A 15613-nucleotide genomic window follows, 5' to 3' on the forward strand; every position below is an offset into this window, starting at 1 on the left:
GAGGCTCCTACTCGAGGATCTCGGAGGCCTCGAGCCACTCCATCTCGAGCTCTTCCTGTTCGGATGAGATGTCCTGCAGCTTCGCGTTCAGCTCCGCCAGCAATTCGAAGTCGACGTCCGCCTTGGAGCCGGCGTCGTTCATCTGTTCCTTGAGCTTGTCCGTCTGCTGGGCGAGCTTGGTCAGCTGCCGCTCGATCCGGTTCAGGTCCTTCTTGGCCTGCCGCTTCTCGGCCTCGCTGTGCGCGGACTTCGCGCCGGGCTGGGCCGGGGAGCCGCCGGCCGCAGCACCGGACTGCCCCTGGCCCGAGCCCGCGGCGGTCGCCGTCGTCGTTCCCTTGGCCTCCCCCGAAGCGAGCGCCTCTTCGCGCAGCTGCAGGTACTGGTCGACGCCGCCGGGCAGCCCGCGAAGCTTGCCGTCGCCGAGCAGCGCCATCTGGTGGTCGGTGACGCGCTCGAGCAGGTAGCGGTCGTGCGAGACGACGACGAGCGTGCCGGGCCAGCCGTCCAGCACGTCCTCGACGGCCGCCAGGGTGTCGGTGTCCAGGTCATTGGTCGGCTCGTCGAGCATCAGTACGTTGGGCTCGCCGACCAGCAGGCGCAGCAGCTGAAGCCGCCGCCGCTCGCCGCCGGAGAGGTCGCGTACCGGCGTCCACTGCTTCTCCTTGGAGAACCCCAGCTGTTCGACCAGCTGCCCGGCCGAAAGTTCGCGGCCGCCGACGTTGAAGACCTGCCGTTCGCGCTGGATGACTTCGGTGACGCGCAGGTCCAGCACATCGTCGAGCTCCCGGACTTCCTGGGTCAAGATGGCGGTCTGGACCGTCTTGCCGCGCTTGAGTTTGCCCGAGTCCGGCTGGATCTCGCCGTTGAGCAGCCGCAGCAGCGTCGTCTTGCCGGCGCCATTCACGCCTACCAGGCCCAGCCGCTCCCCCGGCGCCAGGCGCAGGGTGATGTTGTCGAACAGGGGCGCACCGCCGTCGTTCTTTACATCCCCCTCGCGGGGCGGCGGGGTGTAGCTGACCTTCTCCAGGTCGAGGACGTCCTTGCCGAGCCGGGCCGTGGCCATCTTGCTTAGCGCCACCGTGTCCCGCGGCTCGGGCACGTCGGAGATGAGCTCGTTGGCCGCCTCGATCCGGAACTTCGGCTTGGAGGTGCGGGCGGGCGCGCCGCGGCGCAGCCAGGCCAGCTCCTTCTTCACCAGCTGCTGGCGCTTGTTTTCGACGACGGCGGCCATCTTGTCGCGTTCGGCGCGGGCCAAAACGTACGCGGCGTATCCGCCCTCGAACGGATCCACAGTCCCGTCGTGAACCTCCCAGGTGCGGGTGCAGACCTCGTCGAGGAACCAGCGGTCGTGCGTGACCACCAGGAAGGCGCCCTCGTTGGACCGCCAGCGTTCCTTCAGGTGCCGGGCCAGCCAGGCCACGCCTTCGACGTCCAGGTGGTTGGTGGGCTCGTCCAGCATGATGACGTCGTGTGGCTCGATGAGCAGCTTGGCCAGGGCCACGCGGCGGCGCTGCCCGCCGGAGAGCGAGGAGACCTTGGCGTGCCACTCCACGTCCTCCACCAGGCCGGCCATGATTTCGCGGATCCGGGGGTTGGCCGCCCATTCGTGGTCCGCGGCCTCGCCGACGATCGCGACGCCGACGGGCAGGTCTCCGTCGAGTACGTCCTGCTGGTCCAGGTAGCCGATGTTCACGTCGCCGCGTTTGGTCACGCGGCCCTCGTCCGGCGTAATCCTTAATGCCAGCAGGCGCATGAGGGTGGATTTGCCGTCGCCGTTGCGCCCGACCATGCCGATCCGGTCGCCCTCGTTCAGGCCAAGGGAGACCGAGTCCAGGACGGTGCGGATGCCGTAGGAGACGCTGATGTTCTCAGCGCCGAGCAGGTGGGCCAATGTCTGTCTTTCTGTTGGTTGCAGGGCCGGTCAGGCCATGATGCGGGCGCCGTGCACGGGCCCGTGGACGGCCAGGGCCGCCACGCCGGCCACGTCCGACAGTCGCTGGGACAGCTCCTCGGCGTCCAGCCGGTCCGCGGCCAGGAAGGCCAGCGTGGGCCCGGATCCGGAGACCATGCCGGCCAGCGCGCCCTCGGCGATTCCAAGGTCCAGAATATCTGCCAGCTCCGGCGCGAGCTCAATCGAGGCGGCCTGCAGGTCATTGCCTAGCGCGTTGGCCAGTCCGTCGACGTCGCCGGCGTGCATGGCCTTCAGGATCCGCGGGTCCACGTTGTCAGGCTCCGCGGCGGAGAAGCCGGCCTCCTCGCGCAGCCGGTCCGCGGTGGCGTAGACCTTGGGCGTGGACAGGCCGAACGACGCCGGCACCAGCACCCAGTGCATGTCCCGCCGGGCCAGTGCCGGGGTCAGCTGGTCGCCCACGCCGAGGCCCACGGCCACCCCGCCGAGCAGGGCAAAGGGCACGTCGGCGCCGAGGTCCGCGGCGATGCGCACCAGCTCGTCGCGGGAGAACCCGGTATCCCAGAGCGTGCTGCAGGCCACCAGCGCCGCGGCGGCGTCCGCGGATCCCCCGCCCATGCCGCCGGCGATCGGCACCCGCTTGACGATGTCGAGGTGGACGCCGGTCGACTGGCCCGTCAGCGAACGCATCAGCTCGGCCGCCTTGACCGCGAGGTTGGATGAGTCCAGCGGGATGTCCTCCACGTCCAGCGGGAGCGGCGAGCCGTTGCGCACGCTCACGGTGACCTGGTCGTCGTCGCGTTTGGTCGCCGTGACCTCCTCATAGAGCGAGACGGCCAGGTACACGCTGGCGACCGAGTGGTAGCCGTCCGGCCGCAGCGGACCCATCCGGAAGGACACGTTGATCTTGCCCGGGGCCATCACGCGCACGGATCGAGTCTTGCCCATCAGTCTGCCTCCACAGTGCGAATTTCCAGCTCAGGCCACCGGGGGCCGCTTGTACTCGGCGATCCGGGCGAAGGCCTCGACATCCAGCACCTCGCCGCGCGCTCGGGGATCAACATCAGCCGCGCGCAGGGCCTCCTCCGCCGCCGCCGCGCTCCCGGCCCAGCCCGCCAGCGCCGCCCGCAGCGTCTTCCGCCGCTGGGCAAAGGCCGCGTCGATCACCGCGAAGACCTCCTGCCGCGTTGCGCGGGTGGCCGGCGGCTCGCGCCGCGTGAACCCGACCAGGCCGGAGGCGATCTTCGGCGCCGGCCAGAACACGTTCATGCCGATCACCCCGGCCTTGCGCATCTGGCTGTACCAGGCGGCCTTGACGCTCGGCACGCCGTAAATCTTCGAGCCCGGCACGGCCGCCAGCCGGTCCGCGACCTCGTCCTGCACCATGACCAGCCCGTGCCGCAGCGACGGGAAATGTTCCAGCAGGTGCAGCACCACGGGCACGGCCACGTTGTAGGGAAGGTTGGCCACCAGCGCGGACGGCTCCCGCGGCAGTTCCGTCACCCGCATCGCATCGGCCAGAACGACGTCGAGCCGTCCGTCCGCGTCGGGACGGAACTTCCGCGCGGTGTCCGGGAGCTTCGCGGCCAGCTTGGGGTCGATCTCGACGGCGACGACGTGCGCGGCCGCGTCCAACAGGCCCAGCGTCAGCGAGCCCAGCCCGGGTCCGACCTCCAGCACCGTCTCGTCCGGCTCCACGTGGGCCGCCGCCACGATCCTCCGGATGGTATTGCCGTCGATCACGAAGTTCTGCCCCAGCGTCTTCGTCGGCCGGACATCCAGCTCCTCCGCCAGCCGGCGGATATCCGCGGCCCCCAGCAGAGGCAAGGTTCCGCGCTGTGCCCCGGTGCCGCCGTCGTGCCCGGACCCCGTTGCAAAGGTCCCGGCACCGGTCGCGGCGGTCCCCGCATCCCGCGCCGACGGCCGCTCCCCGGCCGCGTCGTCGGCAGCAGGCCCACGCCCGGGATCGGACTGGGGCTGGCCCGGCAGGCCGGAGGCATTCGCATCTGTCACTGTGCCATCGTAGCCATACAACCCCGCCCGCCCGTTAACCGGCCCGTAACCCCCGGCGCAGCCTTGGCTCCGCGGTGCATCCCGAACCATCGTCTTCGCGCCTTACCGACCATTCCTCGGTGTACCCCGCGGATCCCAGGGCTGGTCCGCCCATGTCCCGACTCGAGGAGCAGCCGCCGCCGGGCAGTTCCATCAGCGCTAGCCGCCTTGTGGTTTCCTCCGGGCCACCCGCCGGGCAGGCCCCTCCGCCAGCATTCGACCGGCTTTCCACTCCGTTCGTGCTCAGGTTTTGGAAGGACTTCCGGCATCGCCGCACGTCGGTGCGCTGCGAAAGCTGGAAACGTGGACCGTTGGGTCTGAACATGGGCTCGAACGCGCCGCGGGCCCCGCCTGCCCACCACTCCCCGCCCGGACCGCAACGCCGCCCCATCCCGCGCCTTCCTCGCGGCTCCCCGCGGCCCGAGGGTCCTGCCTGCCCAGCATTACCACGAGCACCGTGGTAACGCCGCAGGTCAGAGCGTTACTTGATAGCTAAAGCTGTTCAAGCCGGTCAAATGCTGTACAGGACGCGGTCGATCGGGCACGGGGGCCCACTCGTTCCCTCGCTTCACCTCGGCCCCCAGCATCGGCCCTTGTCAGAGCATTGCTTGAAGGCTAAAGCAGGGAACGAGTGCCTAACCGAGGGAAGTTGGTGGCTCGGCGCCTCAATTGGGGCCTGTCAGGCCGAACCGTGCGGCGGTCTGAGGAGGAAGGTCAGCCGCGCGGCGGGCTGAGGAGGAAGGCCCGCCGCACAGGCCAAGAAAGCCCTTCCAACCCCGCGCGGCCCATCGGAAGCCGTCCAATCGGGCAGGGCCCAGCCCGGGCCGTTCCCCTTAAACGGGTGAGACCCCCGGTTTCCCGGGGGTCCGACGCGACGAGGCCAAACGGCAGGGGCGCAGAGGTTCCCGCCTGCGCGCCGCCGGGCAGGTGGCTAGAGCAGCCCGAGCTTGGCGGCGCAGGCCGGCCAGTGGCCCCAGCCGCCGTTGCTGCGCAGCACCTCGGCCGTGGCGATCTGCTCGGCCGCGCTGGCCATGTGCGGCAGCGGGGCGTACTTGCCGCCGCCGGCGCCGAGCCAGGAGCTCTGGTTGAACTGCAGGCCGCCGTAGTAGCCGTTGCCGGAGTTGATGGACCAGTTGCCGCCGGATTCGCACTGGGCGAGGGCCTGCCAGGTTCCTCCGACGTCGGTGTTGTCAGCCTTGGGTTCCGCCGGCCGCTTCTTGGTTCCGACGGAGACCTTCTCGCTGACCGGCTCGGTCGTGACGCGGTCCTTGACCAGCTCGCGCTCCGTTTCCTTGCCGTCGACCAGCACGAGCGCGTAGGTCTTGGTGCGCTCGCCCGCAATGCCGTTGCGAGTGACGGCCTTTTCGTCCTCGTACATCGAGGAGTCCTTCTTGGTCTCGGTCTCGAACGCGATCGGTTCGGTGATCTCGATCTTCTGGTCGCGGTCGATGCGCGTGATCTTGAGCTTCAGCTTCTCTTTGATCGGCGTGGACTTCGGCTTGGACAGCTCGTCGTCCTTGCCCAGCGTGATCTTCTGCTCCGCGAGCAGGTCGCCGACGGTCGCGGCCGTGGTGATCTTGTCCTTCGTCTTGCCGTCCACGGTGATGGTGACGGTCTTGGGCGTGGAGATCACCACGTTGCTGACGGAGGCCAGGTCGGCGTCCAGGGGCGCGGAGAGTTCGGAGTCTTCCTCGACGCCCAGTTCGTTGATCAGGTCTTTGACCGTGGCAGAGGTGGATTGCACTGTCTTGCTGGCGCCGTCCAGGGTGAGCTTCACGGGCTTGGCGGTAATGACCTGGATGCTGCCGCCATTGCTTATTTCGGTTGCGACGGCGGGAGTCACCTCGTCGTACCCGTCCACCTGGACACCGGCTTCGTTGAGCACGTCCTGGACCGTAGTCCCGAAGGTGGAGATGTTGCTTGCCTGTCCGTCGACGGTCAGGGTGACGCTCTTGTTATTGCCTACGAAGGCCACGAGGCCAAAAACGAGTGCGGTCATCACGACCACCTGCCCGGTGATTTTCACCCAGCGGTTCTTCAGTGCGTTTGCCACGGTACCCAACTTTGTCTCGAACATCCGGGCACGGGGACATGAAGACACGAGCAGTAGCGCGCCGAATCGCACGGCACGATGCTTTGTGCAGGCAAACCAAACTGGAGAATGTTTGGGCGTACGAACGGAACGTCCAACCAACCTCGGTGCGGAGTGTACTGTCCGGATGCCTTCCCCGACCCCGGCCAATAGTCCCCTACCGTAACCGAACCGTGACTTCCCGCAAAACCGAATCGGGCAAATGTCACGGATCGGACACGCGGCGAAGGCCCACGTCAGCGCCGGTGAAACGAGCGAAACTCACGTCTGACTAGGAAAAATACCGACCGGTAGTTTAGTCGTTCCATCGCCCGTAAACTTTTTCCGTGTTGCCCGCCACTTCCTCACACAACAAGCCCAGGTCCTTGTCCAGAACCGCCGCCATTGAGCGCAAGGTGTAGGGCACCATGTAGCTGGCGTTGGGCCTGCCGCGGTGCGGATGGGGGGTCAGGAACGGGGCGTCGGTTTCCACCAGGACCAGCGCAGGATCGGCCAACAGCAGGGCATCCCGCAGGTCCTGGGCGTTCTTGAACGTGACGGTACCGGCGAAGGACATCATCCAGCCGTTCTCGTTGCAGATCCGAGCCAGCCTCGCGTCGCCCGAGAAGCAGTGGAAGACTACCTTCTCCGGGGCACCTTCCTCGTGCAGGACCCGCACCACGTCGTCGTGCGCGTCACGGTCATGGATCTGCAGTGCCAGCCCCAGCCGCTTGGCGATGTCGATGTGCCGGCGGAACGAGTACTCCTGCGCCTTGAGCCCCTCCCCCTGGGTGCGGAAGTAATCCAGCCCGGTCTCGCCGATGGCCCGGATCCGCGGGTGCGCCGCCAGCTGCTCGATCTCGGCGAGGGCTTCCTCAAGCTGTCCGTCCGCGGCGAGCGGCGGGGCGTCGTTGGGGTGGAGTGCGACGGCGCCGAGGAGCCTCGCGTCCGCCTCCACCGCCTGCACGGTAAAGCGGGAGGACTCCACGTCGCAGCCGACCTGGACGGCACCCTTGACGCCCAGCGCCTCGGCGGCGTCCAGCGCATCCCGCACCGTCACGGAGACGTCGCCGTCACCGAAGTCCAGATGGGTGTGGTTGTCCATGACCGGCACCGGCAGCGGTTCGGGCGCCGGCGGATAGTCCAGGCGGCGGCGCCGGCCGCTCTTTTCCTCTTCGGGGCTGCGGGTGCGGGCTCCTTCCGGCGCTGCCTCCTCCGGGAGGTAGGCGGCGGGTGTCTCTCCGGGCACGGCTAGGGCGTTCTCAGGCATGATTCAACATTACGGCTGCGGCGCCTCCAACATGCGAAGGAGTCGTTTCAGGCTCTATCGCGGTGAAACTTCTGCCAGTACTGTGGTTACATCCCGCCTGCGGGGAAGGCGATGCGGAAGGTTCAGCATGGATATCCAGCAGCACACTGCAGCCACCGGTTCCGTCCACTCCGGATCGTCCGAGGAAGACGCCGGCGGACCGGAGCCGGCTGCCCGACTGCCGCTGGCTGATTTCCACGACGCCTGCGGGCGCATCCTCGCCTCGATCAACACCGTGATCGAGGGCAAGCAGGAAGCCGCGCGGCTGGCGCTGACGGTCCTGCTCGCCCAGGGCCATCTGCTGGTTGAGGACGTTCCGGGCGTGGGCAAGACCATGCTGGCCAAGACGCTGGCCCGGACCATCGACTGCAGCGTCCACCGGATCCAGTTCACCCCGGACCTGCTGCCCTCGGACGTCACCGGCGTCTCCATCTACAACCAGGACAAACACCACTTCGAGTTCCGCCCCGGTCCGGTGTTCGCCAACATCGTGATCGGCGACGAGATCAACCGGGCCTCCGCCAAGACGCAGTCCGCGCTGCTCGAATGCATGGAGGAGCACCAGGTCACGGTGGATGGCCGTTCCTACATGCTGGACGCCCCGTTCATGGTGGTCGCCACCCAGAACCCGATCGAGATGGAGGGCACCTACCCGTTGCCCGAGGCCCAGCGCGACCGATTCATGGCGCGCATCTCCATGGGCTATCCGGATCCGCGCGCGGAGATGCTGATGCTGGAGACCCACCAGTCCACGTCGCCGCTGCGGGAGATCCGCCCCGTGGTCGGCGTCGGGGAGGTGCGGGCCATGGTGGCGACCGTGCAGGACGTGTACGTCTCCCCCGCGGTGAAAGAGTACGTCGTCGGTATCGGCCGCGCCACGCGCGAGCACCCGAACCTGCGGCTGGGCGCCAGCCCGCGGGCGCTGCTGCAGCTGCTGCGCGCCGCCAAGGCCGCGGCCGCGCTGGACGGCCGGGACTTCGTGCTCCCGGACGACGTGGCCTCGGTGGCCGAGTCGGTCCTGTCCCACCGCCTCATGCTCGACCGCAAGGCCATCACGGCCGGCGAAAATGCCTCCGGGATCGTCGCCGGCATCCTGGCCAAGGTTCCGGTGGGTGCAGAAGCCCGCCGCACGGCCTCCTAGGCCAGGCCATGGACCGGCTCGGCTGGCTGCCCACCCGCTACATCACGCCGCGCGGCTGGGGCATGATCGCCACCGCTGTCGCCGTCCTGCTGCTGGCGCAGATCCTAGGCCGGCGGGACCTGCTGGTGCTGGCCGTCTTCCTGGCCGCACTACCCCTCACCGCCGCCGGGGCGATGGTCCTGCTCAAGCCCGGCTTCGCCGTCGAACGCAGATTCCGCCCGCCTTCGGTGGAAACCGGCCTCGCGACGCAGGTCCATCTCGCACTGCGCAGGAACAGGGGCTTCGGCATGGCCTTTATGGAGGAGCAGCTGCCCGCGCGCTTCGGCAACTCGCCCTCCTTCCGTTTCCCGGCCCGGTTCCCCTCGGCCACCGGCGCGAGCGTCTACGAATACCGGCTGCGCTCGGCCCGGCGCGGGGTGTTTGCGATTGGGCCGGTCACGGCCGACTTCCAGGATCCGTTCGGGCTGGCCCGGCACCGGCATAGCCTCGGCGAGGCCTCGCGCCTGGTCGTCACGCCGGCTCCGCTGGAGCTGCCGGCCACCTCGCTGACCGCCGCCCGCGGCACGGACGGAACCGCGACAACGCGCCGCCAGGCCAACCCGAGCGACGACGATGTGATGACGCGCGAGTACCGGCACGGCGACCCGATGCGGCGCGTACATTGGCCGGCCACGGCGCGGCAGGGCGAGCTCATGGTCCGCCAGGAGGAGTCAGTCACCACGCCGCAGGCCACGATCATCCTGGACCAGCGCGCCCCTCTCTTCGAGTCCGGCTTCCTGCCCTCGCACGCCGGCGCGCATGCCGACGACGGCGGCCTGCTGCACACCTCGCCGTCGTTCGAATGGGCGATCACCGCCGTCGTTTCCGCCGCCCACGACTTCATCCAGCGCAACTACACCGTCCGCCTGCTGGACTGCCACGGCGAGCCGGGCACGCTCCGGTCCCCGTCGGCCCCCTGGCCCGGGGACGACAGCTTCACTGGGCTGCCGGGCTACCAGAACCTGGCCGAGGGGCTGGCCGCGCTGGGGCTGGCAGGTGAAGCGCACCGGCGGCCCGAGCGCCCGCATGCCGAGACCGACGCGTTCGGCGACCGGCTGATGGACAAGCTCGCGGCGCACAAGCTCAAGGGCCCGCTGCTGGCAGTGCTGGGCGACATCGGGCCGGACGACGCGGCGCGGCTGGCGCCGGCGGCGGAGTTCGGATCGCACGCGTTTGCCCTGGTCGTCTGCGACCACCCGCACGATTCGCCGGCGCTCCAGGCACTGCGCGACGCCGGCTGGCGGGCCGTGGCGGTGAGCGCCAAGGCATCGCACGCCGCGGCGTGGAGCCACTTCGATGACCTATCCCCGGTCAGCGCGGCCACCGCCCGCGGCGGCTGGCGCCGGCACGGCGCGGCCGCCGACTCCTCCGAGGCCACGCGATGACCGCCATGCTGGACCGGCCCGTGGCGCCGGACCGGCCATCCCAGGGCGGCGAACGACGACGGCGCGTGCCGGGGTTTGCACCGTGGCTCATGTCCGGGGCGGTCGCCTTGGCCACGATCCTGGCGGCGGCGAACATCCACGGCGTGATCGAACACTGGGGCTGGCTGTGGCCGGTGGTCATTACCGTGCTGGCCGTGGAGGCAGGACCGGGCCTGGCCAGGGCCATGCGCTGGTCCCCGGTCGCGGGTACGCTGCTGGGCCTGGCCGGGCTGGTCGGCGCCCTGACGGCGCTGTTCCTGCCCGCCACGAGCTTCCTCCTCGTGCTCCCCGGGCCGGGGAGCCTGCGGGCGCTGGAGTTCCTCATCGCCGATGCGCAGGACTCGGTCGTCTCCCAGGTGGCGCCGGTGCTGGCATCCCCGGGCATCGTCATGGTTGCCTGCGTCGGAGTGGGCCTGGTCGCCCTGCTTGTGGACACCATGGCCGTGCCGCTGCAACTGCCGGCTGCTTCCGGGTTCGGCCTGCTGGCCATCCTGGTGGTGCCGGCGATCATCAAGCCCCACAGCCTCGGCCCGGCCGGCTTCCTCGCGGCGGCCGCAGGCTATCTGGCGATCCTTGCCGCGGCCCAATGGCTGGACGGACTGGACCAGGCGCCGCCCGGCCGGACCGCCGCCGGCCAGTTCGGCCGGGCCGCAGGCATCGGCGCCGGCGCGCTCGTCCTCGCCCTGCTGCTGCCCCTGGGCATCCCAGGCTTCACCTCCGGTGCCTTCCCGCAGGGTTCCCGGCTGGACTGGCTCGGCGCGCCGACCGGCCTCAACCCGATCCTCAGCCTCGGCGACAACCTCCGCCGGCCGGGTGCCTTCGGCCGCATGACCTATGCCACCGATTCGAAGACGCCGCTCTACCTTCGGACCGTCACCCTGGAGAACCTCACGGGCGCCCGCTGGAGTCCCACGGACACCCGGAGTCAGCAACGCGAAGGGGTGGAAGAGATGGGCACCCCGCGGATCCGCGAGCTCCTGGACGAGGGCACCGTGACGACCACCGCCATCGAGACCCGTTCCTTCACGAGCCCGTGGCTGCCGGCCCCCTATGCCCCCGCCGAGATCATCGGCGTCGACGGCGACTGGTCCTGGGACCCGAGAACGCTGGCGGTCCAGGCGTCGCTGGGAACGAGCAGCGCCAACCAGGACTACATCGTCCGCAGCGTCACCTCGGACCTGACCCGGGAAACCCTGCAGGATGCCGACCCGCTGGAGTCTCCGACCGTGGACGGCATCTTCACCAGCCTGCCCTCGGACATGCCGGACATCATCGTCGACACCACCGAGGAGGTCCTGGACGGGCTGGGGGAGCCGTACGACCAGGCGATGGCCATCCAGAGCTACCTGCGCGGCCCCGGCTTCGTGTACTCCGAACAGGCGCCTGTGGACGGCGGCTATGACCAGAGCGGCTTCGAAGTGGTCGCCGCTTTCCTGGAAGAGAAGGCCGGCTACTGCGTCCACTACGCCGCCACCATGGCCATCATGGCCCGCGAGGCCGGCATCCCCAGCCGCATCGCCATCGGCTATGCTCCCGGCCGCGAAACCGGCGAGACCGTGGAAGTGGACGGTCGGGACTTGACGGAGCACGAGGTCGATTCCCGCGACGCCCACGCCTGGCCCGAGCTCTTCTTCGAGGACATCGGCTGGGTCGCCTTTGAACCCACGCCCGGTCGCGGCGCCGTCCCCGCGTACGCGCAGCAGCCCACTGTGCGTGTCCCGGACCAGGCCGAGCGCGAGAACCTCAACCCCGGCGGCAATCCCGCTCCGTCCCAGCCAGCGCTGCCCCGCTCGGGGGAATCCGGGAGCGGTTCGAATGCCGCGGAGGACACACCGGCTACCGGCCTGTGGACCGCGGCAGCCCTCGGCATCCTGGTGCTCGCGCTGGCTGCTCCGGGCCTCATCCGCAGCTCCCGCACCCGCCGCCGTCGTAACCAGCTGCTCGCCATGGACAGCCCCAACCGCGATACCGCCCTCGTTGCCTGGCGCGAGGCCCGTGACGCCGCCGCCGATTATGGCATCAGTGCCGCGGCTGAGGAGTCCGCGCGTGCCTTCGAGCGACGGCTCGGGCAGGAGCTCGGAGGCGGCGCTGCCGCTGCCCTATCGCGGCTCCGCGAGGACTACGAGGTCGCGGCCTACGCCAACCCTGCCGTTCCGCGTCTTGGCAGCCCCGCAATCCGCGGCGCCGTTCCGGCTGCCGTTCCGCTCGCCGCGGATGAAACCGGCGGCCGACGGCAATGGAGCGACGTTGAGACGGTCACGAGCGGACTGCGCAGGCACAGTTCGTGGCGGCAGCGCATGCTTGGTTTGCTGTTCCCCCGCTCGCTGTTCGTCCGCCGCTGACGTGCTCCTGCCGAGGTGGACGGCAGCGGCCGCACCCGATCAGATGCTGCGGACGACCTTGGCGGGATTGCCGACGGCGATGACGTTCGCCGGCAGATCCTTGGTGACAACGGCCCCGGCCCCGATCACGGTGTTCTGGCCCACCGTGACGCCCGGCAGGACGATGGCTCCGCCGCCGATCCAGACGTTGTCGCCGATGACAATGGGCTTGGCCGCTTCCAGCTTTTCCCGCCGCAGCTCCGCCCCCACCGGGTGGGTGGGAGTCAGCAACTGCACGTTCGGGCCGATCTGCACGTCGTCCCCGATCGTGATGGGGGCGACGTCGAGTGCGGTCAGGTTGTAGTTGATGAAGGTGCGCGCGCCCACTGTGATGTACTTCCCGTAGTCGACGAACAGCGGCGGCCTGATCTCGGTGCCCTCGCCCAGCGCCCCGAGCAGTTCCCTCAGCAGTCCCGCCGCTTCCTCCCGGTTCCCCGGCCAGACCCGCGCATACCGGTCCGCCAGCTCGATGGCGCGCATGCTGTCCGCGGCCAATTCCGGGTCGTCGGCGATGTACAGGTCGCCGGCGAGCATCCGCTCCCGCATCGACCGGTCGTCGCCCTCAAAATACTCGTCGTCCATGCGTCCTCCTGCACCTGCCGGTTCACGGGCAAGTCTACGCACCCGCAGCCTCCCCGTGCGGGACGGGCGCCGGGCGTTTAACGACAAGCGGGGCGGCAGGCCCATGGCCCGCCGCCCCGCTCGGTGCAGGTCGGTTACAGCTCGTCCGCGTACGGATCGGCGATGCCGACGTACTGGGTGTAGAGGTACTCCTCGATGCCCTCTTCGCCGCCCTCGCGGCCCAGGCCGGACTGCTTGACGCCGCCGAACGGTGCCGCGGCGTTGGAGATGACGCCGGCGTTCAGGCCGAGCATGCCGGTCTCCAGCTTCTCGCTCACGCGCAGGCCCCGGTTGAGGTCCTTGGTGTAGACGTAGGCAACCAGGCCGTACTCGCTCGCGTTGGCCAGCCGGACGGCGTCCTCTTCGGTGCTAAAGGTGACGATCGGGGCGACCGGGCCGAAGATCTCCTCGGCGAGGATGCGTGCCTTCGGCGAGACGTTGGTGAGCACGGTCGGCTGGTAGAAGTAGCCGGGGCCGTCCACCGGAGCGCCGCCGGTCACGGCCTTGGCGCCGTGGGAGATGGCGTCCTCGACCAGCTCGTGCACGCCGTCGCGGGCCTTGCCGTCGATCAGCGGGCCGACGTTGGACTCGGGCTCGGTGCCGCGGGCCGGGGTCAGCTCGGCGATCTTGGCGGCGAACTTCTCGGCGAAGGCGTCGGCGATGGAATCCTGCACGATGAAGCGGTTGGCCGCGGTGCAGGCCTCGCCCATGTTGCGCATCTTCGCGGCCAGCGCGCCGTCAACGGCCTTGTCCAGGTCGGCGTCCTCGAAGACCAGGAACGGCGCGTTGCCGCCGAGCTCCATCGAGGTGCGCAGGACGCGGTCGGCCGAGTCGCGGATCAGGGCCTGGCCCACGGGGGTGGAGCCGGTGAAGGAGAGCTTGCGGAGCCGCTCGTCCTTGATCAGCGGGCCGGTGACCTTGCCGGCGGTGGAGGTCTGGATGACGTTCAGGACGCCGGCGGGCAGGCCGGCTTCCTGCATGACCTGGGCGAAGAGCAGGCTGGTCAGCGGGGTCAGCGTGGCCGGCTTGAGGATCGCGGTGCAGCCGGCAGCGACGGCGGGCGCGATCTTGCGGGTGGCCATGGCCAGCGGGAAGTTCCAGGGGGTGATGAGCAGGCAGGGGCCGACAGGCTTCTTCTGAACCAGCAGGCGGTTCTTGCCGTCCGGCGCGGTGGCGTAGCGGCCGCCGATGCGGACAGCTTCCTCGGAGAACCAGCGCAGGAACTCGGCGCCGTAGGCCACCTCGCCGCGGGCCTCGGCCAGAGGCTTGCCCATTTCCAGGGTCATCAGCAGCGCGAAGTCTTCGGCGCGCTCGGTCACCAGTTCGAAGGCACGGCGCAGGATTTCGCCGCGCTCGCGCGGGGCGGTCTTGGCCCAGTCGGCCTGGGCGGCTGCAGCTGCGTCCATCGCGGCGGCACCGTCTTCGGGCTGCGCGTTGGCAATGGTGAGCAGGACCTTGCCGGTGGCGGGGTCTTCGACGTCCAGCGTCTGGCCGCCGGCAGCGTCGCGCCACTCGCCGTTGATCAACAGACCGGTGGGAACCTTTGCCAGCAGTTCCGCTTCGCGGTTGGCGGTTTCAGCCATAGCGGTGCCTCCAATGTTGGTAAGTGATTGGTTGGGCTTCAGTGCCCTACTGCATCCACCGTAGGTGCTGAGCCTCACGCAGGTAAATGCGGTACTGCACTACATTACATCCGAGGTGCTGTGCAGATAGACAAAGGATCTTTGTACGATCCTGTGTGACGAAACGGGTCCTCCGGCTGGGGCCCGCGCCGGGGGAAAGCCGGCGCTCAGGCCTTGGGCGGCCGGGCGGCGAGGACGGCGGAGTAGAGCTCCCGCTTGCTGATCCGGGCATCGGCGGCGACCGCCGCGACGGCGTCCTTCAGCCGCGAGCCCTGCCCGATCAGCTCGGTGACTGCCGCGACGTGGTCCTTGGCCTGCTCGGGCGGGGCATCCGGCGCTCCCGACACGACGACGGCGATCTCGCCGCGGACCTCGGAGGACTCCGCCCATTCGAGCAGCTCGCGGACGGGTCCGCGCAGGACCTCCTCGTGCAGCTTGGTCAGCTCCCGGCAGACGGCCGCGCGGCGCTCCGGGCCGAAGGCCGTGTCCAGCGCCCGCAGCATCGGCTCGAGCCGGTGCGGAGCTTCGAAGAAGACCATCGTGCGCTTTTCGTCGACGAGCTCGGTCAGCCGGGCCTGCCGCTCGCCCTGCTTGCGCGGCAGGAACCCTTCGAAGGTGAAGCGGTCGGTCGGCAGGCCGGACAGCGCGAGGGCGGTCAGCACCGCGGACGGACCGGGGACGGCCGTCACCACGAGTCCGTCGGTGACCGCGGCCTCCACCAGCCGGAAACCCGGGTCGGAGACGGCGGGCATGCCGGCATCCGTCACCATGACCAGGGTGCTGCCGGAGCGGACCAGGTCGAGCAGTTCGGCCGTGCGTGTGGCTTCGTTGTGCTCGTGGTAGCTGATGATGCGCCCGCCGGCCGTGATGCCCAGGGCATGCAGGAGCTTGTGCAGCCGGCGGGTGTCCTCGGCCGCCACGACGTGCGCGGTCTGCAGCAGTTCAACCAGCCGCGGCGAGGCGTCGCCGATGTTGCCGATCGGCGTTCCCGCCAGGACGATCTGACCGGGGCCGCCGGCTACCTGCTCATTCACAGCATCAACC

The 15613-nt window shown here is 69.5% G+C and carries 11 protein-coding genes; 3 read left to right on the forward strand and 8 right to left on the reverse strand.

Annotated elements, in window-relative coordinates; translation table 11 throughout:
• Positions 1–7 precede the first annotated feature (7 nt).
• The 5 genes from OC550_RS01755 to OC550_RS01780 all read right to left on the reverse strand — a co-directional run bounded on the left by OC550_RS01755 (position 8) and on the right by OC550_RS01780 (position 7302).
• Positions 8–1891 carry an ABC-F family ATP-binding cassette domain-containing protein gene (locus OC550_RS01755; RefSeq protein ID WP_262103592.1) on the reverse strand — a complete coding sequence of 628 codons (1884 nt, stop codon included), beginning with the start codon at positions 1889–1891 and terminating at the stop codon, positions 8–10.
• A gap of 30 nt (positions 1892–1921) precedes the next feature.
• Positions 1922–2857: a 4-(cytidine 5'-diphospho)-2-C-methyl-D-erythritol kinase gene (locus OC550_RS01760; protein WP_262103593.1), complete on the reverse strand. Its 936-nt coding sequence runs from the start codon at positions 2855–2857 to the stop codon at positions 1922–1924.
• Between the two features lie 30 nt (positions 2858–2887).
• A complete protein-coding gene (gene rsmA / locus OC550_RS01765; RefSeq protein WP_262106220.1) occupies positions 2888–3736 on the reverse strand; it encodes a 16S rRNA (adenine(1518)-N(6)/adenine(1519)-N(6))-dimethyltransferase RsmA in 849 nt (282 codons plus the stop codon).
• A gap of 1156 nt (positions 3737–4892) precedes the next feature.
• A complete protein-coding gene (locus OC550_RS01775; protein WP_306556901.1) occupies positions 4893–6014 on the reverse strand; it encodes a resuscitation-promoting factor in 1122 nt (373 codons plus the stop codon).
• A 334-nt stretch (positions 6015–6348) separates the two neighbouring features.
• Positions 6349–7302, reverse strand: a complete 954-nt coding sequence (locus OC550_RS01780; RefSeq protein ID WP_262103594.1) for a TatD family hydrolase — start codon at positions 7300–7302, stop codon at positions 6349–6351.
• A gap of 127 nt (positions 7303–7429) precedes the next feature.
• On the opposite strand from OC550_RS01780, the gene OC550_RS01785 reads away from it, so the two are divergent.
• The 3 genes from OC550_RS01785 to OC550_RS01795 are packed head-to-tail and all read left to right on the forward strand — an operon-like array spanning position 7430 to position 12287.
• Positions 7430–8482: a MoxR family ATPase gene (locus OC550_RS01785; RefSeq protein WP_262103595.1), complete on the forward strand. Its 1053-nt coding sequence runs from the start codon at positions 7430–7432 to the stop codon at positions 8480–8482.
• Positions 8483–8490: 8 nt separating this feature from the next.
• Positions 8491–9906 (forward strand): DUF58 domain-containing protein, encoded by a 1416-nt coding sequence (locus OC550_RS01790; protein WP_262103596.1) that lies wholly within the window; start codon positions 8491–8493, stop codon positions 9904–9906.
• Positions 9903–12287, forward strand: coding sequence for a DUF3488 and transglutaminase-like domain-containing protein (locus OC550_RS01795; protein WP_262103597.1), 2385 nt, complete (start codon positions 9903–9905; stop codon positions 12285–12287). Before OC550_RS01790 ends, OC550_RS01795 begins: the two co-directional genes overlap by 4 nt.
• Before the next feature lie 39 nt (positions 12288–12326).
• Here OC550_RS01795 and OC550_RS01800 read toward each other — a convergent pair whose 3' ends face one another.
• The 3 genes from OC550_RS01800 to rsmI all read right to left on the reverse strand — a co-directional run bounded on the left by OC550_RS01800 (position 12327) and on the right by rsmI (position 15603).
• Positions 12327–12908, reverse strand: a complete 582-nt coding sequence (locus OC550_RS01800; RefSeq protein WP_262103598.1) for a sugar O-acetyltransferase — start codon at positions 12906–12908, stop codon at positions 12327–12329.
• A 134-nt stretch (positions 12909–13042) separates the two neighbouring features.
• Positions 13043–14530, reverse strand: a complete 1488-nt coding sequence (locus OC550_RS01805; protein ID WP_262103599.1) for an NAD-dependent succinate-semialdehyde dehydrogenase — start codon at positions 14528–14530, stop codon at positions 13043–13045.
• A 206-nt stretch (positions 14531–14736) separates the two neighbouring features.
• Entirely contained in the window at positions 14737–15603 is an 867-nt protein-coding gene (gene rsmI, locus OC550_RS01810; protein ID WP_262103600.1) for a 16S rRNA (cytidine(1402)-2'-O)-methyltransferase, read from the reverse strand.
• Positions 15604–15613 lie beyond the last annotated feature (10 nt).

The sequence above is a fragment of the Arthrobacter sp. Marseille-P9274 genome (genome assembly GCF_946892675.1).
In the GTDB taxonomy this organism is placed as follows: domain Bacteria; phylum Actinomycetota; class Actinomycetes; order Actinomycetales; family Micrococcaceae; genus Crystallibacter.